The following is a 26,824-nucleotide window of genomic DNA, read 5'->3' on the forward strand; positions in this document are numbered from 1 at the left end:
TCAACCACACACCCGAGCTGGCAGGATCCGTCGTATGGCTTCGCTCACCGCCTACGAACTCCGCCCGGCGACCGCGGCCGACGGCGAGTTCCTCTACGCCCTCCACCGCGAGTCCCTCGGCGCCGCCATCGAGGCAACCTGGGGGCCGTGGGACGACACACTGCAACGCGAGTTCCACCGCGCGTGGTTCGTCCCAGCGCAGGTCGAGCTCGTCCTGGTCGACGGCGATCCCGCCGGCATGCTCGAGGTCCATCCGCCGGTAGATGGCGTCGTCTACTTGTCCCGCTTAGAGCTCAGCGCGAGCACCCGCGGCAGGGGCGTCGGTACGGCGATCGTCACCGATGTCATCACCCAGGCCCGCGCAGCTGGTGCAACCGCCGTCGACCTCGACGTACTGGAACAGAACCCCCGCGCCCGAGCCCTGTACGAGCGCCTCGGCTTCACCCTGCTCTCCGCCAAGCCCCCGAAACTCCGCCTCCGGCACGATCTGAACCAGGACTGAGGCTCAGGCCGCGAGGTGTTTGACCTCGTACGCGTGGATCTGCTGGTCGCGGGTGACCAGAGTCAGCTGTTCGCACTGGGCCTGGGCGATCAGCATGCGATCGAAGGGGTCGCGGTGCAGGGGTGGGAGTCGGCCGGCCTCGGCGGCGTGCTGGGCTCGGATGGGCAGCTCCAACAGGCCGCTCTGGCCGACCACGTCGAGCCAGTCGGCGGGCATGGTCAGCTTGCCCGCGGCGGTCTTGATCGAGATCTCCCACAGGCTCGCGCCGCTGACGTACACCTCGAGCTCGGTGTCGATCAGGTCCTTCACACCGACGGACAGCTCGTAGTTGTCGCTCAACCACCACAGCACGACGTGGGTGTCCAGCAGCAGCCGGGCCGGGGACAGCATCATGACGGCAGGAAGTCCCGGGTGATCTCGGCGTTGGTCTCCGCGGAGTCCCAGTCCTCGGCGGCCGAGAATCCGGTCAGTGAGCCGCGGCCGGTTCGCACGGTGCTGCGCAGGGGAACCACCTTCGCGACGGGACGGCCGGCGCGCATGATCACGATCTCGTCGCCGAGCTCCACCCGCTCGATGATGCGTGACAGCTGGGTCTTCGCCTCGTGCATGTTGAACCGCATCGCGCCCACGCTCACGGCATCCTCGCCTCCTTAGTCCGGTTAGCTAAGGTTAGTCGGCGCGGGAGGACTCGGCAAGTTCTAGACCGTCGGGGTGGCGTGGGTGGCTTGGGTGGTTCGGTGGGGGAGGGCGATGGTGAGGCCCAGGTAGATGAGCAGGCCGGCGGCGAGGCCGACGACCCAGGAGTAGTCGTAGAGGGGCTGGAGGAACGGGATCAGGCCGTCGGAAGGGAACGGGCCGCCGTACGCGCCGCCGACGGCGAGGACCGAGCCGATCACGGTGGCTAGGACGGCTCGCCAGTTCCAGCCGGCCCAGTACCAGTAGCGGCGGTGGGGGAGGTAGAGGTCGGCGAGGAACAGGTTGGTGCGGTCGATCAGCCAGTAGCCGGCGATGAGGACTCCGGCGACCGACGCGAGCAGGCCGCCGTAGAAGCCCAGCCACGCGAAGATGTAGATGTCGGGGTCGGTGAGCAGGCGCCAAGGCTGGATCAGTACGCCGATCACGCCCGTCAGCAACCCCGCCGTACGGAAAGTGAGCCACCGCGGCAGCGCGTTCGCGAAGTCGTACGACGGGCTGACGACGTTCGCGGCGACGTTGCAGGACATGGTCGCGAGGATCGCCATCACCAGGCCGACGGTGACGACCACCGGGTTCTCGAACCGGCGGGTGAGCTCGACCGGGTCCCAGATCGCCGAGCCGTAGACGATCACGGTGCCGGACGTGGTGACGATCGAGACCAGCGCGATGAACGACATCGTGGTCGGCAGCCCGATGATCTGCCCGATCACCTGCTGCCGCTGCCCGGCGCCGAACCGCGTGAAGTCCGGCATGTTCAGCGACAGCGTCGCCCAGAACGCGATCATGCCCATCAGCGACGGCGCGAAGATCTTCCAGAAGTCGGCGTCCCAGCCGAGCGCGGACGGCTGCGACAGGATCGGCCCGGGCCCGCCGGCCTTGACCAGGATCGCGATCATCAGCGCCAGGAACGCGACCGTGACCAGCGGCGCCGCCCAGTTCTCGAAGCGCCGCAGCCCTTCGATGCCGCGCCAGATCAGCCACATCTGCAGCAACCAGAAGAACGCGAAACTCACCCACAGCGTCCACGGATGCCCGCCAACAGAAGAAGCGTTCTGCCAGCCCGACCCGGCCAGTTCACCGACGATCACGTGGATCGCCTGCCCGCCGATCCAGGTCTGGATGCCGAACCACCCGCACGCGACGAAGGCCCGCAGCAACGCCGGGAAGTTCGCACCGCGGACGCCGTAGAAGGCCCGCGCGAACACCGGGAACGGGATCCCGTACTTCGTCCCCGCGTGGCTGTTCAGCAGCAGCGGCACCAGCACGATCAGGTTGCCCAACGTGATGGTGAGGAAGGCCTGCAGCCAGTTCATCCCGAGCGCGACCAGCCCGGACGCGAGCAGGTAGCTGGGGATGTTGTGCGCCATCCCCATCCACAGCGCCGCGTAGTTGTACGTCGTCCAGTGCCGCTCGCTGATCCGGGTCGGCGCGAGCTCCTCGTTGCCGTACCGGCTCTGGGTGACCACGGTCGGGTCGTCGAGCTCGACCCTTCCGTCCGGGTGATCGAGCTGATCCGTGTTGACCATTGGTCCCACCTCATCCCGTCGGGGCGCCTCGCACACAACGTGCGGGATGAGGTGTCACTGTGTCAACGGATAACCACTACTAGTGCTCGGGCCCCAGCAACGGCAACGTCGGACGACGTGGAGCACCCAGTACGCCGTACCCACGGCGTACGGCGTGCTCGAGGTGCTCGACAGGCCAAGGCCAGTCGTCGGTGTGCTTCAGCGCGTCGTCGAGCGACGTCCCGGCGTGGTGCAGCCCGGAGATCGTGTTCGCGACCGTGCCGAGGTGCCCGGCCTGGTCGCGGACGAACTCCGCGTCGACGACCGCGCCGTGCCCCGGGACCACCTTCGAGTCCGCGCCGAGCAACCCGATCACGCGGTCGAGCGTCTCGGGCCATTCGAGCGGGTACGAGTCGTCACCGTACGACGGCGGCGCGGACTCCTCGACCAGGTCGCCGACGAAGAACACGTCGGCCTCCGGTACGACGACCACCACGTCCCCGTCGGTGTGCGCGTTGCCCAGGTGCAGCAGCTCGACCCGACGGCCGCCCAGGTCGATGACCTTGGCGACGGAGAAAGTGTTGTCGACGGCAACCAGTTCGGTCGCGGCGACCTCGGCGAGCACCTCGGCCGCGATCTCCGGGTACGCCGGGTCGGTGCCAGGGTTGTCGCGGTAGTGCTCCTGCAGCGCCGGGCCGCGCTCGGCCAGCGCCGTCGCGGCGTTCTCGTGCGCGTAGCTCGCGGCCTCGGTGAAGACGCTGTTCCCGAAGGTGTGGTCGAAGTGCGCGTGCGTGTTGACGACCCACTTCACCGGCAGGTCGGTCAGCTCGCGGATCTCGGCCAGCACCTGCTCGGCCTGCGCCGTCGACGCCCGCGGATCGATCACCAGCGCGCCGTCGTCACCGACCACCAGCCCGACGTTCAGGTCCCACTCGCGATACCGGCGGACCCAGCATCGATCACCCAGCTCGGTCCACTCACTCATGCCACGGACTTTAGCCTTCGGCGTCAGTGGGTCAGCACGTCACCCTGCTGCACGTCGGACTTGTCCAGATCCTTCAGCAGCAGGCCGACGTTGTCTCCCGCGACCGCCTGCTTCGTCGTACGCCGGAACATCTCCACGCCGGTGACCACGGTCCGCAGCACCTCGGCGCCACCACGCTGCACACCGACCGTGTCGTTCACCCGGACCATTCCGGCCAGCACCCGCCCGGTGACGACCGTGCCACGGCCGGTGATCGAGAACACGTCCTCCACCCGCAGCTGGAACGGCACGCCGTCCTGCACCCGCGCCGCCACTGGCGGCACGGTGTCCTGCGGGCGTTCGTCGTTCTTCCAGAACTTCCATCCCATGTCGGCGACCCTATGCGGTGACCGGTTCCGGTAAACGATATCCACCGGCTGGGAAGGGGCTTGAAGGGCCGGTGGGCACCGCCTAGGGTCGCCTAGGCGGTGCAAAGATCCGATCTCTGAAGGGCAGGCAGCGTGACGACACGACGGGCACTGGTGGTCCGGGGCGGCTGGGAAGGCCATCTCCCGGTCGAGGCGACCGAGCTGTTCATCCCCTTCCTGCGGGACAACGACTTCGAGGTCACCGTCTCCGACAGCACCTCGAGCTACCTCGATCTGGACGGCACCGACCTGGTGCTGCAGTGCATCAGCATGGGCGAGATCACCGCCGAGGAGACCAAGGGCCTGGAGGCCGCCGTCCGCGCGGGCACCGGCCTGGCCGGCTGGCACGGTGGCATCGTCGACTCGTTCCGCGGCAACGTCGACTACAGCTTCATGACCGGCGGCCAGTTCATCTCGCACCCGGGCGGTTTCGTCGACCACCGGATCGAGGTGGTCTCCGACGACCCGATCGTCGAGGGCATCGAGCAGTTCGACCTGCACACCGAGCAGTACTACGTGCACGCCGACCCGAGCAACAACGTCCTGGCGACCACGACCTTCCGGGCCCACCCGGACTACCCGTGGATCGAGGGCGCGACGATGCCCGCGGTCTGGACCCGCACCTGGGGCGACGGCAAGGTCTTCGTCTGTACGCCGGGCCACAGCCTCGCCGACCTGGACACCCCCGAGGTCCGCACGATCATCGAGCGGGGGCTGCTGTGGGCGAGCAAGTGAGCCGGATCGGGATCGTCGGCACCGGCGTCATCAGCGGCACCTACCTGGACCACCTGGCCAAGCTGCCGGGGGTCGAGGTGGCCGCGGTGGCCGACCTGGACGTGTCGCGCGCGCAGGTCGTCGCGGACGCGCACCCCGGCGTACGGGCGCTGTCATCGGACGACCTGATGGCCGACCCGGACGTCGACATCGTGCTCAACCTGACCATCCCGGCCGCGCACGCCCCGGTGCACCGGGCCGCGCTCGAGGCCGGCAAGCACACGTACGGCGAGAAGCCGCTGGCCGTCGACCGGGCCGAGGCCAAGCCGCTGCTCGAGCTCGCCGAGGCGAAGGGCCTGCGGATCGGCTGCGCGCCGGACACCGTGCTCGGGACCGGGACTCAGACCGCGCGCGCCGTGATCGACCGCGGCGACATCGGCGTACCGACGGCGGCCAGTGCGTCGTTCGTCACGCCCGGGCACGAGCTGTGGCACCCGGCGCCGGAGTTCTACTACCAGCCCGGCGGCGGCCCGCTGCTCGACATGGGCCCGTACTACGTGACCAGCCTGGTCACACTGCTCGGCCCGGTACGACGGGTGACCGGGCGCGCCGGTCGTTCGCAGGACGAGCGGAAGGTGCACACCGGGCCGCGGGCCGGGGAGATCTTCCCGGTCGACGTACCGACGCACGTGACCGGGATCCTCGAGCACGAGTCGGGCGCGCTGACGACGGTGCTGATGTCGTTCGACGTGTGGGCCGCGCGCCTGCCGCGGATCGAGATCTACGGCACCGACGGCAGCCTGTCCGTGCCCGACCCGAACGCGTTCGACGGCACGGTCGAGATCGCGACCGCGGCGCGCCGCGAGTGGACCGAGGTCCCGGTGGCCGGCGGGTACGCCGGAGCGGGGCGGGGTGTCGGGGTTGCTGACCTGGCGCGCGCGATCCGTACCGGCGGGCCGCACCGCGCGGACGGTGCCCTGGCGTTCCACGTGCTCGACGTGCTCGAGTCGCTGCTCGAAGCGGCCGCCAAGGACCAGCCGGTGGACGTCACCAGCACGGTCGAGCGCCCGGCCGCAGTACCGTTGGGAGCCTCGCCCGAAACTGCCTGAGCAGCGATCGCCTGCTACGGGTCGGTAGACTGGCACTCGAAAGACTTGAGTGCCAGGGGCCGACGCTGAGAGAGGGTGGTGCGCGTGCTGGACGAGCGCAAACTGGACGTGCTCCGGGCCATCGTCGAGGACTACGTGGCGACCCATGAGCCGGTCGGGTCCAAGACGCTGGTCGACCGGCACAACCTCGGCGTCTCGCCGGCGACCGTGCGCAACGACATGGCCGCGCTGGAGGAGGAGGGGTACATCACCCAGCCGCACACCAGCGCCGGCCGGATCCCGACCGACGCCGGGTACCGGCTGTTCGTCGACAAGCTGAGCACGGTGAAGACGCTGTCCGCGGCGGAGAAGAAGGCGATCTCGTCCTTCCTCACCGGCGCGGTGGACCTGGACGACGTCGTACGGCGTACGGTCCGGCTGCTCGCGCAGATCACCCGCCAGGTCGCGATCGTGCAGTACCCGACGCTGATCCGCTCCAGCGTGCGGCACGTCGAGGTCGTCACGATGACGCCGCGGCGGCTGCTGCTGGTGCTGATCACGAGCACCGGCCGGGTCGAGCAGCGGATCGTCGAGACTCATTCCGACGTCGACGAGCAGCTGGTCGCCGACCTGCGCTCCCGGCTGAACACGGTGCTCACCGGCCAGCGACTGACCGACGCGACGACCGCGCTGACCAGCGTGGCCGACACCTTCCCGCCGGTCGACCGGCCGTTCGTCACGACGATCGTGACGACGCTGCTGGAGGCTTTCACCGACGAGGGCGAGCAGCGGATCGCGGTCGGCGGCGCGGCCAACCTGACCCGGTACGGCGACGACTTCGAGCGCAACGTGAAACCCGTGCTGGAAGCGCTCGAGGAGCACGTGATCCTGCTCAAGCTGCTCGGCGAGGCGACCCACCCGCAGACCCTCACGGTCCGGATCGGGCACGAGAACCCGTACGAGGGGCTGGCCACCACCTCGGTGGTCGCGACCGGGTACGGCCCCAAGTCGGAGGCGCTGGCCACGCTCGGCATCGTCGGCCCGACCCACATGGACTACCCCAGCACGATGGGCGCCGTCCGCGCCGTCGCGCGCTACGTCAGCCAGATCCTGGCTGATTCATGACGTTCCCCTACCTCTGGTCTGGAGTATGAGCACCGATTACTACGCCGTTCTCGGCGTCAGCCGTGACGCGTCCCAGGACGAGATCAAGAAGGCCTACCGCAAGCTGGCCCGCCAGTACCACCCGGACGTGAACGACTCCGAGGACGCGCACGCCAAGTTCCAGGAGATCGGCCGCGCCTTCCAGGTCCTGAGCGACCCGCAGAAGAAGCAGGTCCACGATCTCGGCGGCGACCCGTTCGCGAGCGCCGGACCGGGTGGGGCGGGCGCGGGCTTCGGCCAGGCGTTCACCTTCACCGACATCATGGACGCCTTCTTCGGCCAGACCGGCGGGGCGACGCGGGGACCGCGGCCGCGGACCCGGCGTGGTCAGGACGCGCTGATCCCGTTGCGGATCGACCTGAGCGAGGCCGCGTTCGGTACGACGCGGGAGCTGAAGGTCGACACCGCCGTACTGTGCCCGACCTGTTCGGGTTCGGGCGCGGCGGCCGGGTCCGAGCCGGTCACCTGCGAGGTCTGCCACGGACGCGGCGAGGTCACGCACACGCAGCGCTCGTTCCTCGGTGAGGTCCGGACGATGCGTCCGTGCCCGAACTGCCGCGGCTTCGGGACGACCATCCCGAGCCCGTGCGTCGAGTGCTCCGGCGACGGGCGCGTGCGCTCGCGTCGTACGGTCACGGTGAAGATCCCCGGCGGCGTCGACAGCGGCACCCGCGTGCAGCTGTCCGGCCAGGGCGAGGTCGGCCCCGGCGGCGGTCCGGCCGGCGACCTGTACGTCGAGATCGAGGTCGAGCCGCACGAGATCTTCAGCCGCAACGGCGACGACCTGCACTGCACGGTCACGCTGCCGATGACCGCTGCCGCGCTCGGTACGACGATCGACCTGCCGACGCTGGAGGGCGAGACGACGCCGCTGGAGATCCGCCCCGGCACGCAGTCCGGCACCGCGATGACCCTGACGGCCCGAGGAGTCCCGCGCCTTCGCCACGCCGGCCGCGGCGACCTGATCGTGCAGATCATCGTCGAGACCCCGACGAAGATCGACGACAGCCAGGCCCAGATCCTCCGCGACCTGGCCGCGGCCCGCGGCGAGGAACGCCCCCAGGGCCAGGTCCAAGCCACCCACAAGGGCGTCTTCGGCCGCCTCCGCGACGCCTTCGGCGCCCACTGAACAGCCAGACCCAGGCACCGACGATGGGACTCGCAGTCTTCTACCTGGCGGACCTGGGCACCCTCCCGCCACCCCCCGACGCCGGCGTAGCCGGCGAGCCCGGGGGCAACGACCTCGCCTCCGCTCCCGGCGTAGCCGGCGAGCCCGGGGGCAACGACCTCGCCTCCGCTCCCGGCGTAGCCGGTGAGCTCGGGGGCAACGGCCTCGCCTCTGCTCCCGGCGTAGCCGGTGAGCTCGGGGGCGCAGGCTCCTCCTCCCCCCACTCCTCCTCCGCCGCAGGCGGAGGAGGAGCTGAGTTGGTGCTCGGCGGCGCCGAGGGTCGCCATGCGGCGGTGGTGCGGCGCATCGGTCCCGGCGAGCGCGTTCGGCTGACCGATGGCGTGGGCAACTTCGCTGAAGGTGCTGTGGTGGCTTCCTCCAAGGCTGGGATCACTGTGTCCGTTGATCAGCGGGGGAGTGTGCCCAAGCCGGCTCCTCGGTTGGTCGTCGTACAGGCGCTTCCCAAGGGAGAGCGGGCTGAGTTGGCCGTCGAGATGCTGACCGAGGTCGGGGTGGATCTCATCGTTCCGTGGAACGCGGATCGTAGTCAGTTCCGGGCGAATCCGGAGCGGGTGGAGAAGACGCTGACCAAGTGGCGGTCGTGGGCGTTCGAGGCGAGCAAGCAGTCGCGGCGGAGCTGGTTCTGCGAGGTGGCTCCGGTGGCCTCGACGGCTGAGGTCGCTCAGCTGGTCAAGGACGCCGCGCTGGCCGCCGTACTGCACGAAGAAGCCAAGACTCCACTGGCAACACTGAACCCACCGACCACCGGCGACGTGGTGATTGTCGTGGGACCTGAAGGCGGCATCACCGACGCCGAGCTCGAGACGTTCGCAGCCGAGCCTGTGCTGCTCGGCGACACCGTCCTGAGAACATCGACGGCAGGCGTCGCGGCAGCTTCTGTCCTGCTGGCCAGATCTCGTTGGAGGACAGCGGTTTGAGCTCGATGGACTGGCTGGAGTGGCACTCGTCGTACGAGGACGAGGAGTCGCCCTTGAGTCGCCGCCTCGCAGCGGTGCAGAAGGCGATCCGCGAACGCCTCGATGCCGACCCCGACGCCAAGCTGCAGGTGGTCAGCGCCTGCGCCGGCCAAGGCCGCGACCTGATCGAGGTCCTTGCCACCCACCCGGCCCGAGGCCGCGTCACCGCCAGGCTCGTCGAGCTCGACCACCGCAACGTCGGCCTCGCCCGTGCCGCCGCGACCGTCAACGGCCTGACCGGCGTCGAGGTCGTCGAGGCCGACGCCGGCAGGACCGACGCCTACGCCGGCGCCGTACCGGCCGATCTCGTCCTGTTCTGCGGCGTCTTCGGCAACATCACCGACGCCGACGTCGAGACCACCGTCAAAGCACTCCCGCAGTTCTGCGCCCCCGGCGCGACCGTCGTCTGGACCCGCACCCGCGAGGAGCCCGACCTCTGCCCGACCATCCGCGGCTGGTTCGAGAGCGCAGGCTTCGAGGAGATCTCGTACGACGCCCCCGACGACGTGCTCTGGTCCGTCGGTGTCCACCGCCTGACCGCCGACCCGCAGCCGCTAGAGCTGGGCCGGCAGCTCTTCAGCTTCGTCCGCCACCCCGACACCCAGTCGATCTGAGCCGGAACCACCAGCCGCTCAGCGGTACTGGGCGTGGATCACGCCGGACGGATAGGAATCCACGGCGGTCAAGCTCAGCCGTTGAGGATCGGCGATCCCGGCGAACAGGGATCCACCACGGCCGATGGCCGTAGGGCTGACCTTGAGCCAGTACTCGTCGACGAGACCGGCGGCGACGAGCGAGCGCAGAGTCTTGACGCCGCCGAAGGCCACCATGGCGCCGCCGGACGACTTCTTCAGCCGACTGACCTGATCCACGCCATCGCCTGCGGCCAAGGTCGAGTTCTTCCAGACACTGGTGTCGAAGGAACTGTCGCTGGACAGCACGACCTTCGGTGTCTCGTTCAGCCACGCGGCCATGTCGCCGTCCGCGGTGGACCAGTACGCCGTCATGTCGAGGAAGGTCTGGCGGCCGACCACGATGGTGTCGGCGACGGCTCTGAACTTCGCGGCCAGTTCGTCGTCGAGCTGCTGGTCCTGGACGATGAACTCGAGTGACGCCAGCGAGTCGTCGGGACCGGACATGAACCCGTCGACGGTGACGTTGCAGGAAACGATCAGAGGCTTCATGGTCCGTCCCAGAGGTGGTCGAGAGGTGCTGTCACTCCGAGCATGTCGCTCGGCGGCACCCGTCGCATCACCCCCACGGGGACACCTCGCCTACGCCGACCGCAGTACGCCGACACCCAGTGCGGGCTACTTCACGACCAGCGTCTTCGAGTCCGTGGACGTCAGCCGGCCGTCCGCGGCCGACACCTCGAAGACCTCGAGCGTGTAGCGCCCGGCCGGCAGTTTGGCGACGACGAACGAGTACGGCGTGAGCTTGAAGGCCTCCTCGGTCGCCGCCACGCCCTCGCGGAGCACCCGGCGGTTGTCGTCGGAGGTGATCCGCCAGTTCAGCTGGGCCTCGTTCACCGCGGCGATCCCGCTCACCTTGAACGGCGCCGTGAGCACGGCGCCGTTGTCCGGCGAGGTGATCCAGATGTACGCCTGGACGTCGAGCGACTGGGCCCGGCCGAGCGGTTGCTTGATGTCGACCCCGAACAGTTCCGACAGCGGCTTGCCGTGCAGCCTGACCTCGACCGGGACGGTCGCGCCGCTCGCACCCTGCACCGTGTAGACGAGTTGCTGCAGCGCCATCTCCGCGACGTCCGGCTCGAGCCGCGTCTTCGGCACGGACTTGAAGTCCACGGTCGTCAGCGCACCGGACATCCGGACCTCGGAGACCTGCGCGCCGATCCACGGAGAGGTGTAGTCGGGGTCGTTGGACTTCCCGGAGGCCATCAGCTGCAGCGCCGAGTACGTCGCGCGGCCCTTGAACGGCACGAAGGTCCGGTACAGCCTGACACCGGGACCCTTCTCGAAGCCGACCGCCTTGCCCAGCCAGTAGACCGGGATGGCGCCCGAGGTCTCCGGCTCCAGCTTGCCGGCCTGCGTCGGCTTCGCCTTCGGCGTCGCGTCGGTCGGCAGGGTCGCCGACGGCGGTGGCGACGGCATGGTCGACGGCCGAGCGGTCGCGCTCTCCGGAGCCCCGGTCGCGCTGGTCGTCGTACTGGGTGCTCCGGCGACCTCGCTGTCGCCCGCCTGCTTGTTGTCGCCGTTCAGTACGGCGAAGGCGCCGATCGCGGCGGCCGTCCCGACCACGGCGGCGCCGGCGGTGACCACCCAGGGACGGCGGTTGACCGGCGTCCGGGTGTTGCGGACCCGGGCCTGGATCTCGTGCAGCCCGTCGGTCGGCTCGATCCGGTCGGCCTCGTTGTGCAGGGCCCGCCGCATCAGCTCGTCGAACTCGTCCTTCGGCTGATCATTCATGCGCTCTGCTCCAGGACCTGGCGCAGGGACTTGGTCGCCCGCGCGGCATGGCTCTTCACCGATCCCCGGCTGATTCCCATCGTGTCGGCGATCTCCGCCTCCGACAGGTCACCGTAGTACCGCAGCACCATGACGGTGCGTTGCTTCTCCGGCAGGGTGCGCATCGCCTCGATCACCCGGTCGGTCTCCGCGGTCCGCAGCACCGCCTGCTCCGCGCTCGGCTCGTCCGGCAGCGAGCGCGGCATGTGCTTGTCGACGACCACCAGGTGCCGCTGCCGGGAGCGGCAGCGGTTCACCACGGCGGTCCGCAGGTACGCCAGCGCCTTGTGCGGGTCGCGCAGCCGGTGCCAGCGGGCGTGCATCGCCACGAAGGCGTCCTGCACGATCTCCTCCGCCGCTCCGCGGTCACGCAGGAGCAGGGCGCCGAGGCGGACCAACGACGTGTAGTGCGCCGTGTAGACAGCCGTCAGCGCCTCGTCGGCATTCCACGAGGAGTCCTGAGCCACGCACTCGTCATACACCACGGCCGGTTGTGCCACATGACGATGACGCGACGGAGGTGTCCCAGGTTGACAACCGCGCGAAAGTTCGGCCTCATCGTGTGACCTACGACGCATCGGGAGCCCGATGAGACAGCACGGCGATCACACCTGGTGCGGGCATCGTGAACTCACCGTGACCGCCGTTCATCGCCTGTACGACGACCTCGCGGGCCCGGACGACCTGATCCGCGGCCTCGGACGGCACGACTACGCACGGGCGATCGACCGGGCCCAGGCCCGCCAGGACCGAGCCCTCGGCGCCGGCCTGATCCGCAACGTCGCCAACACCGGCCGCACCGTCCCGTACGCCGGCCCCGGGCCCACCCTGCACTCGGCGTACCTGAACCCCGACGTCCAGCGCGAGCACTTCCTCGCCGACCCGTTCCGCAGCGGCGAGGACAACCTGCGCATCAACGCCCAGTACGTCGTCGACCGGCTCCGCCTCGCGTGGGCGTCTTCGATCCGCCCACTCGGCGCCGCGGTCCACGCGATCCAGGACAGCTACAGCGGAGCCCATGTCTGGCGAGACTACGCGGTCCACGACGGCGACCCGACAGCCGCCGTCCGGGCGCTGCACGTGTTCACGCCGTCCCACCTGCTCGGCCGGGACGACGGCCGCAACACCCACGCGGACGAGTTCGATCACCCGCCGGCGGGGTCCGGTACGGCGCGCGCCGCGGTCGAGGCGACGTACCGGATCCTGCGCGCGCACGAGCTGGGCCGGCGCGATCCGGACCGGGCCGAAACCCTCGTCAGCGACCTGGTCGAGCCGCTGCTCAGAGCGTGCGCGGACGGCGTACAGGTCTGTCTGCGCGCGGACGAGCAGTGGCGTGCCGAGCGGGACCGGCGGCTTGAACTGGACAAAACCCCTGGTCAGACACCAGAAGGGGGGTGATCCGGAGTTTTATCGAGTGAGTGTGTCGGAGCGTACGGCTAGCATGGATCAGGTCATCGTCACCAGGCACCAGGAGGAAAGGCTGTCCAGGCCACGCAGTATCGAGCCGTCGCACCAGGGTGCGACGCGCGCCGGCGGTAACGAGCCGCCCAAGGCGTCCCACAAGATCGTCGTGCCGAACAGCATCGACATGGTGGCGCTGCTCGGAGCCCGGGACGAGTTCCTCCGGATCATCGAGAAGGAGTTCGCGGCCGACATCATGGTCCGCGGCAACGAGATCACGATGAACGGCGAGCCGGCCGAGCTGGCGCTGACCGAGCGGCTGATCGACGAGCTGATCGCGGTCGTGCGGACCGGTCACGGGCTGACCGCCGACTCCGTCGAGCGCAGCATCGCGATGATCAAGGCCGAGACGGCCGAGAGCCCGGCCGACGTCCTGACCCAGAACATCCTGTCCAGCCGTGGCCGGACGATCCGCCCGAAGACGCTGAACCAGAAGCGCTACGTCGATGCGATCGACAAGAACACGATCGTGTTCGGCATCGGCCCGGCCGGTACGGGCAAGACCTACCTGGCGGTCGCCAAGGCGGTCCAGGCGCTGCAGGCCAAGGAGGTCAACCGGATCATCCTGACCCGGCCGGCCGTCGAGGCCGGCGAGCGGCTCGGGTTCCTGCCCGGCACGCTGTCGGAGAAGATCGACCCGTACCTGCGCCCGCTGTACGACGCGCTGCACGACATGCTCGACCCCGAGTCGATCCCGCGGCTGATGACGGCCGGCACGATCGAGATCGCGCCGCTGGCCTACATGCGCGGCCGGACCCTGAACGACGCCTACATCATCCTGGACGAGGCGCAGAACACCTCGCCCGAGCAGATGAAGATGTTCCTCACCCGGCTCGGCTTCGGCTCCAAGATGGTGGTCACCGGTGACGTCACCCAGGTCGACCTGCCGACCGGGACGAGCTCCGGCCTGCGGGTCGTGCAGGACATCCTGGAAGGCGTGCAGGACCTGACGTTCTGCCGGCTCACGTCGCACGACGTGGTCCGGCACAAGCTGGTCGGCCGGATCGTGTCGGCCTACGAAAACTACGAAGGCAGCGCTGAACCGAACCGATGAACGTCGAGGTCAACAACGAGTCCGGCGTGGAGATCGACGCCCACGGACTGATGCGGCTGAGCCGCTTCGTGATGTCGAGCCTGCGCCTGCACCCCGAGTGCGAGCTGTCGATCAAGCTGGTCGACGAGGACACGATGGCGCGGTACCACGTCGAGTTCCTGGACCTGCCCGGGCCGACCGACGTGATGTCGTGGCCGATGGACGAGCTGCGTCCCGGCAACGACTCCGACGACGCCGAGCCGCCGCTCGGGCACCTGGGTGACATCGCCCTGTGCCCGACGGTGGCCGCGGCGCAGGGCGCCAAGGCCGGTCACGGGACGTGGGCCGAGCTCGAGCTGCTGACGGTGCACGGCATCCTGCACCTGCTCGGGTACGACCACGCCGAACCGGCCGAGAAGGCGGAGATGTGGGAAGTCCAGGGCCGCCTGCTCGAAGCGTGGCGTGCCCCGGGAAACCGGCTCGGCGAGGAGTGACGCGGCGGTGAGCTACCACGACGGCGTCCTGCTGGTTGTGGCTGCGGTGCTCGTGCTGCTCGCGGGCGTGTTCGCCGGCGCGGAGGCGGCCATCTCGGCGTATTCGAAGGTGCGCGCCAACGAGCAGGTCGAGATGGGCAACACCCGCGCGATCCGGTTGAGCGAGCTGCTGAACGACGCGCCGCGCTACCTGAACACCCTGCTCCTGGTCCGGCTGAGCTGCGAGATCACCGCGATCGTGCTGGTCACCCAGGCGCTGTCGAACATCTTCACCATCACCTGGGAGCACATCCTGATCACCGCGGTGGTGATGGTGGTGGTCTCGTACGTGATCATCGGCGTCGCCCCGCGCACGCTCGGCCGGCAGCACTCGGACCGGTTCGCGATGCTCTCGGCCGGCCCGATCATGGCGCTGACCACGGTGCTCGGCCCGATCCCGAAGCTGCTGATCCTGATCGGCAACGCGCTCACCCCCGGCAAGGGGTTCGCGGCCGGCCCGTTCGCGACCGAGTCCGAGCTGCGGGCGCTGGTCGACCTGGCCGAGAAGTCCGCGGTGATCGAGTCCAACGAGCGGCAGATGATCCACTCGGTCTTCGAGCTCGGCGACACGATCGTGCGCGAGGTGATGGTCCCGCGCACCGACATGGTCTACATCGAGCGGCACAAGAAGCTGCGTCAGCTCACCTCGCTGGCGCTGCGCTCGGGCTACTCGCGGATCCCGGTCGTCGGTGAGTCGCTGGACGACATCCTCGGCGTGGTCTACCTCAAGGACGTGATGCGCCGCGTCTACGACAACGCGCAGTCGGAGTCGACCGAGCGGGTCGAGTCGGTGATGCGGCCGTGCATGTACGTGCCGGACAGCAAGCCGGTCGACCAGCTGCTGCGCGAGATGCAGGCGGCCCGGATGCACGTCGCGATGGTCGTCGACGAGTACGGCGGCACCGCCGGCCTGGTCACCATCGAGGACATCCTCGAGGAGATCGTCGGCGAGATCACCGACGAGTACGACGAGGCGCCGGAGGCGGTGCAGGCGCTGTCCGACGGCGCCTTCCGCCTGTCCAGCCGGTACCCGATCGACGAGCTCGGCGAGCTGTTCGGCGTACCGCTGGACGACGACGACGTCGACACCGTCGGCGGGCTGATGGCCAAGCTGCTCGGCAAGGTGCCGATCCCGGGCGCCCAGGTCGAGATCGAGGGCCTGTCCCTCACCGCGGAGCGGCCGTCCGGCCGCCGCAACCAGATCGGTACGGTGCTGGTCCGGCGGACCGACGAGGTCGCCGAGCAGCCGCAGGACAGCAGTCACCAGACTGCCTGAACACAGATGGAGCCCTTCACTATGGAGCACTGCGTTGCCTGACCTCTCCGACGAGGACGCCAAGCTGGTCACCCTGGCCCGCGCCGCTCGAGCCCGCACCCGTGCGGCCGAGGGTGCCGCCGTGCGTGACACCGACGGCCGCACGTACGCTGCCTGTACGGTCCAGCTCGACACGGTGCTGCTGTCCGCGCTGCAGCTCGCGGTCGCGATGGCGGTCTCGTCCGGCGTCAAGGGGATCGAGGCGGCCGCAGTCGTCACCGACGCCGGCCCCGAGGCCGTGGACGTCGAGGTCGTTCGGTACTTCGGTGGCGCCGCGCTGCCGGTAGTCGTTGCTGATGGCAACGGAGAGGTTCGAGATGTCGTCCACACCTGAGGAGTTCCGCTCCGGTTTCGCCTGTTTCGTCGGGCGGCCGAACGCGGGCAAGTCGACGCTGACCAACGCACTGGTCGGCCAGAAGATCGTGATCACCTCGTCCAAGCCGCAGACCACCCGGCACGCCGTCCGGGGGATCGTGCACCGCGACGACGCGCAGCTGATCCTGGTCGACACCCCCGGGCTGCACAAGCCGCGGACGCTGCTCGGCGAGCGGCTGAACGACGTGGTGAAGACGACCTGGGCCGAGGTCGACGTGATCGCCGTCTGCCTGCCGGCCAGCGACCGGATCGGGCCGGGCGACCGGTTCCTGGTCGGGGAGGCGGCGAAGGTCGCCAAGACGCCGAAGGTCGCGCTGGCCACCAAGGCCGACCTGGTCGCCCCGGAACGGATGGCCGAGCACCTGGACCAGATCGTCAAGCTGGGCGAGGCCCACGGGATCGAGTGGGCCTCGATCGTGCCGGTCTCGGCGGTCGACGGGTACCAGGTGGACGTCGTCGCCGACGAGCTGGTCAAGCTGCTGCCGACCGGCATGCCGCTGTACCCCGACGGTGACGTGACCGACGAGCCGGAGGAGATCCTGGTCGGCGAGCTGATCCGGGAGGCCGCGCTGGAAGGCGTCCGGGACGAACTGCCGCACTCGATCGCGGTCACCATCGACGAGATGATGCTGCGCGAGGGCCGCCCCGACGACAAGCCGCTGCTGGACATCTACGCGAACCTCTACCTCGAGCGCGACAGCCAGAAGGGCATCGTGATCGGCCACAAGGGCGTCCGCCTGCGTGAGGTCGGCGCCAACGCCCGCCGCCAGATCGAGGCCCTGCTCGGTACGCCGGTCTACCTGGACCTGCACGTGAAGATCGCCAAGAACTGGCAGACCGACGCCAAGCACCTGAAAAAGCTCGGGTTCTGATGGGGGAGGGGAGCACCGCCTCCGACGCGAGCGCCGGCGCACCTGACGCCGTGCTCCTCAATCCCGCCCTCGCGGCGCTCTCCGGACCGCACTCCTCCTTCGCGGAGGTGCGCGGGAACGCTCGGGTCTACCCGGCCGACGTGGCGCCTTTCCTTGGGCTGCCGTACGAGCCGAGTGAGCAGGACTGGGCCGACGCGGCCGCGCTGATCGGGCCCGGGCGGGTGGTTGCGATCAAGCACCCTGACCTCGTGGTGCCGGACTCGTTCAAGGTCGACCTGGTGATCGACCTGGTGCAGTTCGTCGCGCCGGACGGTCTGGGGGTCGAGGACCCCGAGTTGGTCGTGCTCGGTCCGGACGACGTACCGGAGATGCTGAGTCTGGTCGCGCTGACCGACCCTGGTCCCTTCCGGGCGCGCACGATCGAGCTCGGCACCTACCTGGGCCTGCGGCAGGATGGCATCCTGATCGCGATGGCCGGCGAGCGGTACAGGCTGCCTGGAAATGGTCTGGCCGGCTACACCGAGATCAGCGCCGTCTGCACTCACCCCGACCACCGCGGTCGCGGACTCGCCACCCGCCTGATCCGCGCCGTCGCGGCCGGGATCGAGCAGCGCGGCGACCGGCCGTTCCTCCACACCGGCAGCGCCAACCTGCCCGCGATCCGCGTCTACGAGCACCTCGGCTTCACGCTCAGCAACCGGACGAAGGTCACGATCCTGCAGGTCGTCTGACCACCAGCGCCTCGCTCAGCGGCTTGCGCTCCAGCACCGGCACCTCGCAGTCGTCCGCGGGATAGCCGATCGGGAACAGGATGTACGGCCGCTCGGTCCGCGGCCGGTCGAGCAGCTTGGTCAGGAAGTTCATCGGGTTCGGCGTGTGCGTCAGCGTCGCCAACCCCATCCGGTGCAGCGCCGCGAGGAACAACCCGCACGCGATCCCGACGCTCTCCGACACGTAGTAGTTCTTCCGCAGCTCGCCGTCGGCCAGCGGCGTGTGCTTCTGCGCGAACACGACCACCAGCCACGGCGCCGTGTCCAGGAACTCCTTGTGCTCGTCGGTCTCCAGCCGATCCAGCGCCGCATGCCACTCGGGCAGTTCACGGTCGCGGTAGAACCGCCGCTCTTCCTCCTCGGCGGCCATCCGCACCGCCCGCTTCAACTCCGGGTCGTCAGTCGCGACGAACGTCCACGGCTGATGATGCGCCCCGCTCGGCGCCGTGTTCGCAGCCTGTACGGCGAGCTCGATCGCCTGCTGGGGAACGGGATCGGACGAGAACCACCGCACCGACCGCCGCCGGTCCAGCTCCTGGTAGAACTCCTCGCCCCGCCGCAGTCCCTCGTCGATCGGCAGCCGCGGTACGGCGTACGGGACGAACGGGTGGCGGTGCTCGCGCGACGACATACGACCACCGTGGCACGCTGTTGACTCATGAGTCGAGCTTGGAAAACTCAACCGAGCCATATGCTCTGCTCATGGTTCTGCCGAACGTCTCACCCCGCCAGCTCGAGTACCTGGTCGCCGTGGCCGAGACCGGCGGCATCACCGCCGCGGCCGCGTTGTGCCACGTCTCGCAGTCCGCGGTGTCGCTCGCGATCGGTGAACTGGAACGCGCGCTCGACGTCCGCCTCGTCCTGCGCGGCTCGCGTCGTGGCACCCGGCTGACGGCCGCCGGGCAGCAGGTGGTCGTCGACGCACGCAAAGTCTTGGCAGCCCTGACCGAGCTGGGCAGCGGGGCTCGCAGCCTCGGGCAGGAGATCGAGGGCCGGCTGGTCGTCGGCTGCTACGCGCCGATCGCGCCGTTCCACCTCCCGGCGGCGATCGCCGGGTTCCGCGAGGTGCAGCCGGGCGTGACGATCGAGTTCGTCGAGGGCACGCTGCCCGACGTACAGCGCAGCCTGCTCGACGGCCGGAGCGAACTCGCGTTCCTGTACGAGCAGAACCTGGAGCCGGGCATCGAGACCGAGGTGCTGCACGACCGTCCGCCGTCGGTGCTGCTGCCGGCCGGCCATCGGCTCGGCCGGAGGCGAAAGGTCGCGCTCGCCGACCTGGCCGACGAGCCGTACGTGCTGCTCGACGTACCGCCGAGTGAGCACTACTTCGCCCGCGTCTTCGAAGCCGCCGGGCTGGAGATGAAGCCCGCGCATCGCGCGGGCAGCTTCGAACTCATGCGCGCATTGGTTGCCCGTGGCATCGGTTATTCACTGGCCGTGCAGACACCGCTGACCGACCTCAGCTACGAAGGCCTACCGCTGCTCACGAAGCCGCTGGCCGACCTCGTGCCGACGACGCCGGTCGTGCTCGGTTGGGCCGCAGGCTCCCGGATGACCCGCCGTGCGGAGGCCTTCCGGGAGCACTGCAGACAGCTCTTCAGCTAGAGCGACTTCTGGTAGGCGATCGACTTGGCGACGATCTGGTACCCGAGCTGCTCGTTGATGCCGATCATGTGCGCGTTGGACTCGGCGTTCCAGGTGTCGAGCTGGCTCAGCGCCGGCTCGACGTCGCGCATCCACAGCAGCATGCCGGTCTTCACCAGCGCGCCGAGCCGATGCCCGCGGTGGTCGCGCGACACCGCGGTGTCGGCCTGCTCGGCGATGTGCGGGCGCTCGCGCTCCACCGTGATCGTCGAGTGCCCGGCCAGCGCGCCGGTCGCCTTCTCGCGCGCGATCACCCGGTACAGCGTCCGGTCGTGCGCCAGCTGCGCGTCCTCGTAGGCCCGCAGCCGCTCCGGGCTGTACTCGTCGTCCTCGATGTCCAGATCGTCCTTGGGCGCGTCGTTGATCGACGCGGTGACCGCGACCATTCCCTCGAGCATGTCGTCGGGCAGCTTCCCGGTCACCCGGACCAGCTCGTACGCCGAAGCGGCGCGCACCGCGTCGTCGTACAGGCGCTGGACGAGGTCCCAGTCCAGGACGGTCAGGTCCTGGCGCCGGTTCACCTCGATCGCCTTCTGCTCGAAGCCCTGGTGGCGCGCGAACACGTCCGCCTTCGGCAGGTCCCAGGCGCTCAGCCCGGCCGACGTGCGGCCGAGCTCCTCGGCCAGGCCCTCGCCGTACGCGATCAGTTCGCCGCCGAGACCGCGGCCGCGCCGGTCCGGATGCACCTCGACCTCGAACCAGGCCAGGTTCGTGTTGTCGTACGTCGGGAGCTCGACGCTCAGGACTCCGACCAGCCGGCCCTCGTCGTCACGCGCCAGGTACGCCTGTCCGGGATCGCCGTCCCAGCCGTACCTCAGGTGCGCCGCGAACCCGCGCGGCGTCGGCAGCAACGCGCCGGGGCAGTCGAGCTTGTGCGTGGCCTGGAACAGCGCCACGGCGTCCGCGCACCCGACCTCGTCGTCGGGGGAGAGCCTCGTGATGTCCACCAGGTCAGAGTGGCTCGGACGGGCGGACACCGCGAGTGATTTATCGGTGGTGAGTTTCTTGCGGGCTCACCCATTCTTGACTCGTTCCAGAATGCGCGAGAGACTGCGCTCGATGGCCTCCGACCGTGACTTCCACCACCTGCTGCGGGACTCCGCACTGCGGGTCACCAAGCCACGGCTCGCTGTCCTGACCGCCGTGCACACCCATCCGCACGCCGACACCGACGCGATCATCCGGGCCACCCGGGAAGAGCTCCCGGACGTGTCCCACCAGGCCGTGTACGACGTACTGCGCGCGCTGACCGACGCGGGTCTGCTCCGGCGGATCCAGCCGGCCGGATCGGTCGCGCGCTACGAGGCCCGGGTCGGCGACAACCACCACCACGTGGTGTGCCGGTCCTGCGGCGCCATCGAAGACGTGGACTGCGCCACCGGCGCGGCTCCGTGCCTGCACCCGTCCGACCATCACGGCTTCTCCGTCGACGAGGCCGAGGTCGTGTACTGGGGACTGTGCCCGGACTGCTCCGCGGCCAGTTCTGAACCAGCCACCACATCGAGAGGTTGAGCATGACCGAGACGCCTGAGCTGCCCCACCACGGCAGCGAGAGCGAGAACCCTGCCATCGACGCCCCGACGCCCACGGTGCCCAACCCGCGGACGAACCGGGACTGGTGGCCGAACCAGCTGGACCTCTCGGTCCTGCGCCGGCACGCGCCGCAGGCCAGCCCGCTGGACGGCGACTTCGACTACGCCGAGGAGTTCAAGACCCTCGACGTGGACGCGCTCAAGCGCGACATCGTCGAGGTGATGCGGACCTCGCAGGACTGGTGGCCGTCGGACTTCGGCCACTACGGCCCGCTGTTCATCCGGATGAGCTGGCACAGCGCCGGCACCTACCGGATCGAGGACGGCCGCGGTGGCGCCGGCGACGGCTCGCAGCGGTTCGCCCCGCTGAACAGCTGGCCCGACAACGCCAACCTGGACAAGGCCCGCCGCCTGCTCTGGCCGGTCAAGCAGAAGTACGGCCGGAAGATCTCGTGGGCCGACCTGCTGGTGCTGGCCGGCAACGTCGCGCTCGAGGACATGGGCTTCGAGACCTTCGGGTTCGGCTTCGGCCGCGAGGACCTGTGGGAGCCCGAGGAGATCTTCTGGGGCCCCGAGGACACCTGGCTGGGCGACGAGCGCTACAGCGGTGAGCGGCAGCTGCACAACCAGCTGGGCGCGGTCCAGATGGGGCTCATCTACGTGAACCCCGAAGGCCCGAACGGTCAGCCCGACCCGGTCGCCGCGGCGCACGACATCCGCGACACGTTCGCCCGGATGGCGATGAACGACGAGGAGACGATCGCGCTGATCGCCGGCGGTCACTCGTTCGGCAAGACGCACGGTGCCGGCCCGGCCGACCACGTCGGCCCGGAGCCCGAGGGCGCGCCGCTGGAGCAGCAGGGTCTCGGCTGGAAGAGCGGGTACGGCTCCGGCAAGGGCGCCGACACGATCACCAGCGGTCTCGAGGTCACCTGGACCAGCACGCCGACGCGCTGGGGCCACGACTTCTTCAAGAACCTGTACGAGTACGAGTGGGAGCTGACCAAGAGCCCCGCCGGCGCTCACCAGTGGGTCGCGAAGGACGCCGACGAGACGGTGCCGGACGCGTACGACGCGGCCAAGAAGCACCGCCCGACGATGCTCACCACCGACCTCGCGCTGCGCTTCGACCCGGAGTACGACAAGATCTCGCGCCGATTCCTCGAGCACCCGGAGGAGTTCCAGCTCGCGTTCGCCAAGGCCTGGTACAAGCTGCTGCACCGTGACATGGGCCCCCTGCCGCGCTACCTCGGCCCGTGGGTCGCGGAGCCGCAGCTGTGGCAGGACCCGGTCCCGGCCGTCGAAGGCGAGCTCGTCGACGACGCGGACGTCGCGGCGCTGAAGGACAAGCTGCTCAACTCGGGCCTGTCCATCGGCCAGCTGGTCCGTACGGCGTGGGCCTCGGCCGCCTCGTTCCGTGGCACCGACCGGCGCGGTGGCGCCAACGGTGCCCGGATCCGGCTCGAGCCCCAGCGCAACTGGGAGATCAACGAGCCGGCCGAGCTGTCGAAGGTGCTGGAGACGCTGGAAGGCATCCAGCAGGAGTTCAACGGTGCCGGTGGCAAGCAGATCTCGCTGGCCGACCTGATCGTGCTCGGTGGCTCCGCGGCCGTCGAGAAGGCGGCTCAGAACGCCGGGCAGGACGTCACCGTGCCGTTCCACCCGGGCCGGACCGACGCCTCGCAGGAGGACACCGACGTCCACTCGTTCGCGGTGCTCGAGCCGCGGGCCGACGGTTTCCGCAACTACCTGCGGGCCGGCGAGAAGCAGACGCCGGAGCTGCTGCTGCTCGACCGCGCGTACATGCTGACCCTGACCGCGCCGGAGCTGACCGTCCTGGTCGGCGGCCTGCGCGCGCTGGGCGCCAACGCGGGCGGCACGGCGCACGGCGTACTGACCGACAAGGTCGAGACGCTGAGCACCGACTTCTTCGTCAACCTGCTCGGCGCGGGCACGGAGTGGAAGGCCTCGGCCTCGGAGGAGAACGTCTTCGAGATCCGCGACCTCGGCTCCGAGGACGTCAAGTGGACCGCGACGCCGGTCGACCTGGTCTTCGGCGCGAACTCGCAGCTGCGGGCGCTCGCCGAGGTGTACGCCGCCGGGGACGCGCAGGGCAAGTTCGTCAAGGACTTCGTCGCCGCGTGGGTCAAGGTCATGGAGCTCGACCGCTTCGACCTGAAGTGAGCTGACGGGGCCGGCCGCACTTCGGTGCCGCCGGCCCCGGGTCTTCCAGTCCGCGCGACTCTCGAGTCGCGCGGACTTGGTGGTTCAGGCGGGTTTCGGCATCCCGTACGCGTGGTCGACCGTCATCGTGAACAGCAGTCGGCCGTCGGCGACCATCGTGCGCCGGTAGTCGTCCCAGTCCGGGTGCTCGCCGGAGGCGGTCCGGTAGTAGTCGACCAGTGCGTCGACGGTCGCGTCGTCCGGCCGCTGCGCGACCGCGGTGAGCTCGGCCTTGCCCTCCAGTACGACGTACGACCGGCCGTTCGGCCCGTCGACGTACAGGCTGGCCCGCGGATCGCGGCGCAGGTTCTTCGTCTTCGCCCGGCCGTCGGTCAGCGAGACGCTGATCCGGTTGAGCTCGGCGTCGTACACGTAGGTGACGTTCGACAGCTGCGGCCGGCCGTCCCGCTTGAGAGTGACGAGCGCACCGAGCCCGTGGGAACCGAGCCGCGCGGCGAGAGATTCAGTCATGTCCTCAAGCCTAGGAGCTCAACCCAACTTGAAGACAAGCCAGCGTCCGCGCGAGCCAGGCGGTCCTGGTCTTCCGCGCCGCGACGGACAGCGCGGCATCGGGGAAGAGCGCGTCGAACCCGTGAAACCCGCCGGCCCACACGTGCAGCTCCGCCTGCCCGCCGGCCGCCCAGATCCGGGAGGCGTAGGCGACGTCCTCGTCCCGGAAAACCTCCGCCGAGCCTGCGTCGATGTAGGCGGTCGGCAGGTCGGCCAAATCTCCATGCCGAGCAGGTGAGACATAAGCACTTGGCTGTCCTACAGCGTTCCAAGCGAAGGCGTTGGTCTCACGGGTCCACACGCCCGGCTCTCCGGCGTACTGCTGACTGGAGACAGAGCTGTTGGAGTCGTCGAGCATCGGGCAGATCAGCAACTGGGCGGCGATGACCTGCGTACGTCGGTCGCGGGCCATGAGGGTGACTCCTGCGGCCAGCCCACCGCCCGCGCTGGCTCCGGCGATGATGATCCTGTCGGCATCGATCCCCAGCTCGTCGGCGTGCTCCTTGATCCAGAGCAGCCCCTGGTAGCAGTCCTCGACGGCGGTGTCGCCAGTGGCCTCGGGCGCCAGCCGGTAGTCGATCGTCACGACGACCGCCCCGAACTCGTCGAGCCACTCCAGCGGAATGTCGAGCTGGGAGAACCGGTCGCCCATGATCCGCCCACCGCCATGCAGCCAGTAGACGCAGGGCGCCCCCGGCTTGGCGTTCGCCGGAGTGAGCACGGTCATCGAGATCGTGGAGCTCTCCGCGCCCGCGCCCGAGCCCGCGTCCGCGCCCGGGGTCTGGACCGGGACCTCGACCTCGCGCCGGCGGACTGTGCGACCGGCGAGCACAGCCTCCGCCGGTACTGCGGACATCGCACGTAGCTGGGGGAGCAGCTCAGCGGTGACCTCCGTGACGAGCGGCATGCCCTCCAGACCGGCGGCGAGCTCGGGGTCGAGTGCGGGGCGGGCCAGCATCACAGCACCGCCTTGCCGCCGACGGGCATGTAGTCGGTGCCGGTGGAGTCGCTCAGCAGGTTCTGGACCTGGGTGACGATCGCCTGGGCCGCGTCGCCGGCGAAGATCCGGTGGTGGTCCTCCTCGGTCGTCCAGCCCTCGGTGACGTGGACGACGTCGGGATCGGAGGCCGAGCGGCTGACCAGGTAGACGACGCAGTACTCGGTGGAGGCCGGGTTGCCCGGCTTCAGCGCCGACAGCAGGACGTCGACGAGTTGGTTGCCCATTGCTGGCTTGGCGGTCATGGTCGCTTGGAATCCGTAGGTGACGTTCATGAGTCAATTCCACAGTCCAGCGCGTGATACAGGTAGACAGAAGCTCTCAGGCTCTTGCACGATCCTCTACGGTTCGAGGTGGGCACGCACGGCGGTCAGCCAACGGTCGGGGGCCTTGGTGTGGATCCGGTGGCCGGCGTCGACCTCGGTGATGCTTGCTGAGGGCAAGAACTTGGCGACCAGCGGGAAGCGCGACTGGTCGAGGTGGCTTCCTGAGCCGCCGGCCAGCAGGAGAGTGGGGGCGGTGATCTCGGGCAGCCCGGCCCACCACTCGGGCTGAGGCTCTTGGAGCTGGGTGAGCACCTGGCGGAACATAACCGGGTCGTACGAGCGACGGCTGAGTCGAGCCAGCAGTCGCATCACCGGACCCGCGGCGGTCCGGGCGGGCGCGCTGTCCTGCGCGTCCCGCGGCGGGACCGGCACTTCCTCGAGCACGAGCCGTTCGACCCGTTCAGGGTGCTGCTGCGCCACGAGCGTCGCGACGAACGCGCCCAGCGAGTGACCGACCAAGGTGAAGCGATCGATGCCGTCGAGCTCGCGAACGACTTCGTCCCGGAAGGCCGTCAGGGGATAGGCATCACGTCGTACGGCGTCCTCATGACCGAGCAGCGTCGGGCAGACCAGCTCGTACCCGAGCGCCTCCAACCCCGGGCGGACGACATCCCACGTACCAGGCCCGCTGATACCGGCATGCAGGCAGACGAGCGTTTTCACAGCGAGGCTCCTAGCAGCACGCCGCCGACGATAGCGGCGAGTCCGGTGGTGGTCAGGGGAGTGAGTCGTTCGCGCAGGACGACGAGCCCGAGCAGCGTGCCGACGACGACGTTGAGCGTGCGGCCGATCGCGACGGTCTCGATCGAGGTCAGCGTCATCGCGACGAGCACGAGCCCGTAGCTGGCAGGCGTGAGCGCGGCTACCGGTACGGCGCTTCGCCAGTACCGCAAGACCTTGCGCGGCCGAACGACCGCGGTGAGCAGGATGACCTGGGCAAGGTTGCTGACCGCGAGGTAGGACAGCAGATCGACGTCGAGCATGGTGATCGCGATGCCGTCCCAGAGGGTGTAGGCACAGCTGCACGCGGCGACTCCGAGGCCGAGCCCGACGCCGCGGCCGAGTCCACGCCGTCCGGGAGTGCGGTCCATCACCAGGACTCCGCAGGCGACCAGGGCTGCGCCGATCCACGTCACTATCGGCGGCAGGCCGGTCCACGGAATCGCCGCCAGCGTCACCAGCACCGGCGTCGTACCGCGGCTCACCGGATAGACGATCGAGAACCCACCGGCGCCGTACGCCTTCTGCAGCGTCACCGCGTACGCCGTGTGCAGCGCCATGCTCACCAGCGCCGCCCACCACGCGGGCCCGAGCCCGCGCCACGCGACCAGCCCGAGCGACACCGGCGCCATCACGACCGAGCACAACCAGACGAATCCCGGCCCCTGCGGCGGCGACCTCTTGAGCAGCAGGTTCCAGCTCGCATGGCAGCAGGCGGCGACGACGAGCAGGGCGAGAGCGGTCACGTAGACAGTGTCTACCTCAACCAGGTAGACGCTGTCTACTCAAGCGGGAAGCGCGACCCGACGGCGGTCACCCTCGCTGCCGAGCCGCCCGCGATC

32 protein-coding genes are annotated in these 26,824 nt (G+C 69.4%); 17 read left to right on the forward strand and 15 right to left on the reverse strand.

Annotated elements, in window-relative coordinates; all coding sequences use genetic code 11:
- Positions 1–34: 34 nt before the first annotated feature.
- On the forward strand, positions 35–502 hold the full coding sequence (locus ACYVIO_RS19110; RefSeq protein ID WP_460652187.1) for a GNAT family N-acetyltransferase: 468 nt from the start codon (positions 35–37) through the stop codon (positions 500–502).
- Positions 503–505: 3 nt separating this feature from the next.
- On the opposite strand, the gene ACYVIO_RS19115 is transcribed toward ACYVIO_RS19110, so the two are convergent.
- The 5 genes from ACYVIO_RS19115 to ACYVIO_RS19135 all read right to left on the reverse strand — a co-directional run bounded on the left by ACYVIO_RS19115 (position 506) and on the right by ACYVIO_RS19135 (position 4,056).
- Entirely contained in the window at positions 506–895 is a 390-nt protein-coding gene (locus ACYVIO_RS19115) for a type II toxin-antitoxin system VapC family toxin (protein ID WP_460652188.1), read from the reverse strand.
- Positions 892–1,137: a type II toxin-antitoxin system Phd/YefM family antitoxin gene (locus ACYVIO_RS19120; RefSeq protein ID WP_460652189.1), complete on the reverse strand. Its 246-nt coding sequence runs from the start codon at positions 1,135–1,137 to the stop codon at positions 892–894. The genes ACYVIO_RS19115 and ACYVIO_RS19120 overlap by 4 nt, the downstream gene beginning before the upstream one ends.
- A 63-nt stretch (positions 1,138–1,200) precedes the next feature.
- Complete coding sequence (locus ACYVIO_RS19125) at positions 1,201–2,724, reverse strand: NCS1 family nucleobase:cation symporter-1 (protein WP_460652190.1); 1,524 nt, start codon at positions 2,722–2,724, stop codon at positions 1,201–1,203.
- Between the two features lie 79 nt (positions 2,725–2,803).
- Positions 2,804–3,688 carry an MBL fold metallo-hydrolase gene (locus ACYVIO_RS19130; protein WP_460652191.1) on the reverse strand — a complete coding sequence of 295 codons (885 nt, stop codon included), beginning with the start codon at positions 3,686–3,688 and terminating at the stop codon, positions 2,804–2,806.
- A gap of 23 nt (positions 3,689–3,711) precedes the next feature.
- A complete protein-coding gene (locus tag ACYVIO_RS19135; RefSeq protein ID WP_460652192.1) occupies positions 3,712–4,056 on the reverse strand; it encodes an EF-Tu/IF-2/RF-3 family GTPase in 345 nt (114 codons plus the stop codon).
- Between the two features lie 132 nt (positions 4,057–4,188).
- On the opposite strand from ACYVIO_RS19135, the gene ACYVIO_RS19140 reads away from it, so the two are divergent.
- From ACYVIO_RS19140 to ACYVIO_RS19165, 6 genes are all read left to right on the forward strand, one after another.
- The gene (locus tag ACYVIO_RS19140; protein WP_460652193.1) at positions 4,189–4,830 is read left to right on the forward strand and encodes a ThuA domain-containing protein; all 642 of its coding nucleotides are present in this window, start codon (positions 4,189–4,191) and stop codon (positions 4,828–4,830) included.
- Complete coding sequence (locus ACYVIO_RS19145; protein WP_460652194.1) at positions 4,815–5,918, forward strand: Gfo/Idh/MocA family protein; 1,104 nt, start codon at positions 4,815–4,817, stop codon at positions 5,916–5,918. Before ACYVIO_RS19140 ends, ACYVIO_RS19145 begins: the two co-directional genes overlap by 16 nt.
- A gap of 84 nt (positions 5,919–6,002) precedes the next feature.
- A complete protein-coding gene (hrcA, locus tag ACYVIO_RS19150; protein WP_460652195.1) occupies positions 6,003–7,022 on the forward strand; it encodes a heat-inducible transcriptional repressor HrcA in 1,020 nt (339 codons plus the stop codon).
- Positions 7,023–7,047: 25 nt separating this feature from the next.
- Complete coding sequence (gene dnaJ, locus ACYVIO_RS19155; protein WP_460652196.1) at positions 7,048–8,190, forward strand: molecular chaperone DnaJ; 1,143 nt, start codon at positions 7,048–7,050, stop codon at positions 8,188–8,190.
- A 23-nt stretch (positions 8,191–8,213) separates the two neighbouring features.
- Complete coding sequence (locus tag ACYVIO_RS19160; RefSeq protein ID WP_460652197.1) at positions 8,214–9,167, forward strand: 16S rRNA (uracil(1498)-N(3))-methyltransferase; 954 nt, start codon at positions 8,214–8,216, stop codon at positions 9,165–9,167.
- Between the two features lie 5 nt (positions 9,168–9,172).
- Positions 9,173–9,820 carry an SAM-dependent methyltransferase gene (locus ACYVIO_RS19165; protein ID WP_460653545.1) on the forward strand — a complete coding sequence of 216 codons (648 nt, stop codon included), beginning with the start codon at positions 9,173–9,175 and terminating at the stop codon, positions 9,818–9,820.
- 18 nt (positions 9,821–9,838) lie between these two features.
- Here the strand turns inward: ACYVIO_RS19165 and ACYVIO_RS19170 are convergent, their stop codons facing one another.
- The 3 genes from ACYVIO_RS19170 to ACYVIO_RS19180 all read right to left on the reverse strand — a co-directional run bounded on the left by ACYVIO_RS19170 (position 9,839) and on the right by ACYVIO_RS19180 (position 12,138).
- Positions 9,839–10,390, reverse strand: coding sequence for a dihydrofolate reductase family protein (locus ACYVIO_RS19170; RefSeq protein ID WP_460652198.1), 552 nt, complete (start codon positions 10,388–10,390; stop codon positions 9,839–9,841).
- A 126-nt stretch (positions 10,391–10,516) separates the two neighbouring features.
- The gene (locus ACYVIO_RS19175) at positions 10,517–11,632 is read right to left on the reverse strand and encodes a Gmad2 immunoglobulin-like domain-containing protein (RefSeq protein ID WP_460652199.1); all 1,116 of its coding nucleotides are present in this window, start codon (positions 11,630–11,632) and stop codon (positions 10,517–10,519) included.
- Complete coding sequence (locus ACYVIO_RS19180; RefSeq protein WP_460652200.1) at positions 11,629–12,138, reverse strand: SigE family RNA polymerase sigma factor; 510 nt, start codon at positions 12,136–12,138, stop codon at positions 11,629–11,631. The genes ACYVIO_RS19175 and ACYVIO_RS19180 overlap by 4 nt, the downstream gene beginning before the upstream one ends.
- 121 nt (positions 12,139–12,259) lie before the next feature.
- On the opposite strand from ACYVIO_RS19180, the gene ACYVIO_RS19185 reads away from it, so the two are divergent.
- The 7 genes from ACYVIO_RS19185 (at position 12,260) to ACYVIO_RS19215 (ending at position 17,991) form a co-directional block, all read left to right on the forward strand.
- Positions 12,260–13,069: a hypothetical protein gene (locus ACYVIO_RS19185; protein WP_460652201.1), complete on the forward strand. Its 810-nt coding sequence runs from the start codon at positions 12,260–12,262 to the stop codon at positions 13,067–13,069.
- Positions 13,070–13,259: 190 nt separating this feature from the next.
- A complete protein-coding gene (locus ACYVIO_RS19190; protein WP_460653546.1) occupies positions 13,260–14,186 on the forward strand; it encodes a PhoH family protein in 927 nt (308 codons plus the stop codon).
- Positions 14,183–14,659: an rRNA maturation RNase YbeY gene (ybeY, locus tag ACYVIO_RS19195; protein ID WP_460652202.1), complete on the forward strand. Its 477-nt coding sequence runs from the start codon at positions 14,183–14,185 to the stop codon at positions 14,657–14,659. Before ACYVIO_RS19190 ends, ybeY begins: the two co-directional genes overlap by 4 nt.
- Positions 14,660–14,666: 7 nt before the next feature.
- Positions 14,667–15,974 (forward strand): hemolysin family protein, encoded by a 1,308-nt coding sequence (locus ACYVIO_RS19200; RefSeq protein WP_460652203.1) that lies wholly within the window; start codon positions 14,667–14,669, stop codon positions 15,972–15,974.
- A gap of 34 nt (positions 15,975–16,008) precedes the next feature.
- On the forward strand, positions 16,009–16,347 hold the full coding sequence (locus tag ACYVIO_RS19205) for a cytidine/deoxycytidylate deaminase family protein (protein WP_460652204.1): 339 nt from the start codon (positions 16,009–16,011) through the stop codon (positions 16,345–16,347).
- Positions 16,331–17,260 carry a GTPase Era gene (era, locus tag ACYVIO_RS19210; protein ID WP_460652205.1) on the forward strand — a complete coding sequence of 310 codons (930 nt, stop codon included), beginning with the start codon at positions 16,331–16,333 and terminating at the stop codon, positions 17,258–17,260. The genes ACYVIO_RS19205 and era overlap by 17 nt, the downstream gene beginning before the upstream one ends.
- Positions 17,260–17,991, forward strand: a complete 732-nt coding sequence (locus ACYVIO_RS19215) for a GNAT family N-acetyltransferase (RefSeq protein WP_460652206.1) — start codon at positions 17,260–17,262, stop codon at positions 17,989–17,991. The genes era and ACYVIO_RS19215 overlap by 1 nt, the downstream gene beginning before the upstream one ends.
- Here ACYVIO_RS19215 and ACYVIO_RS19220 read toward each other — a convergent pair.
- On the reverse strand, positions 17,969–18,661 hold the full coding sequence (locus ACYVIO_RS19220; protein WP_460652207.1) for a nitroreductase family protein: 693 nt from the start codon (positions 18,659–18,661) through the stop codon (positions 17,969–17,971). The genes ACYVIO_RS19215 and ACYVIO_RS19220 overlap by 23 nt on opposite strands.
- A gap of 71 nt (positions 18,662–18,732) precedes the next feature.
- On the opposite strand from ACYVIO_RS19220, the gene ACYVIO_RS19225 reads away from it, so the two are divergent.
- Positions 18,733–19,635: a LysR family transcriptional regulator gene (locus ACYVIO_RS19225; protein WP_460652208.1), complete on the forward strand. Its 903-nt coding sequence runs from the start codon at positions 18,733–18,735 to the stop codon at positions 19,633–19,635.
- Here the strand turns inward: ACYVIO_RS19225 and ACYVIO_RS19230 are convergent.
- Positions 19,632–20,621 carry a GNAT family N-acetyltransferase gene (locus ACYVIO_RS19230; RefSeq protein ID WP_460652209.1) on the reverse strand — a complete coding sequence of 330 codons (990 nt, stop codon included), beginning with the start codon at positions 20,619–20,621 and terminating at the stop codon, positions 19,632–19,634. The genes ACYVIO_RS19225 and ACYVIO_RS19230 overlap by 4 nt on opposite strands.
- Positions 20,622–20,733: 112 nt before the next feature.
- Here ACYVIO_RS19230 and ACYVIO_RS19235 point away from each other — a divergent pair, with 112 nt between their 5' ends.
- Together ACYVIO_RS19235 and katG are read left to right on the forward strand one after the other, a co-directional pair.
- A complete protein-coding gene (locus ACYVIO_RS19235) occupies positions 20,734–21,186 on the forward strand; it encodes a Fur family transcriptional regulator (RefSeq protein ID WP_460652210.1) in 453 nt (150 codons plus the stop codon).
- Between the two features lie 2 nt (positions 21,187–21,188).
- Entirely contained in the window at positions 21,189–23,390 is a 2,202-nt protein-coding gene (gene katG / locus ACYVIO_RS19240) for a catalase/peroxidase HPI (RefSeq protein ID WP_460652211.1), read from the forward strand.
- Between the two features lie 84 nt (positions 23,391–23,474).
- Here the strand turns inward: katG and ACYVIO_RS19245 are convergent, their stop codons facing one another.
- The 5 genes from ACYVIO_RS19245 to ACYVIO_RS19265 form a co-directional block, all read right to left on the reverse strand.
- Positions 23,475–23,900, reverse strand: a complete 426-nt coding sequence (locus ACYVIO_RS19245; protein ID WP_460652212.1) for a PPOX class F420-dependent oxidoreductase — start codon at positions 23,898–23,900, stop codon at positions 23,475–23,477.
- Between the two features lie 10 nt (positions 23,901–23,910).
- Entirely contained in the window at positions 23,911–24,897 is a 987-nt protein-coding gene (locus ACYVIO_RS19250) for an alpha/beta hydrolase (protein ID WP_460652213.1), read from the reverse strand.
- On the reverse strand, positions 24,897–25,211 hold the full coding sequence (locus ACYVIO_RS19255; RefSeq protein WP_460652214.1) for a putative quinol monooxygenase: 315 nt from the start codon (positions 25,209–25,211) through the stop codon (positions 24,897–24,899). The genes ACYVIO_RS19250 and ACYVIO_RS19255 overlap by 1 nt, the downstream gene beginning before the upstream one ends.
- A 66-nt stretch (positions 25,212–25,277) precedes the next feature.
- Entirely contained in the window at positions 25,278–25,925 is a 648-nt protein-coding gene (locus tag ACYVIO_RS19260; protein WP_460652215.1) for an alpha/beta fold hydrolase, read from the reverse strand.
- On the reverse strand, positions 25,922–26,728 hold the full coding sequence (locus tag ACYVIO_RS19265; RefSeq protein ID WP_460652216.1) for an EamA family transporter: 807 nt from the start codon (positions 26,726–26,728) through the stop codon (positions 25,922–25,924). The genes ACYVIO_RS19260 and ACYVIO_RS19265 overlap by 4 nt, the downstream gene beginning before the upstream one ends.
- Positions 26,729–26,824 lie beyond the last annotated feature (96 nt).

This window comes from Kribbella endophytica (genome assembly GCF_054781295.1).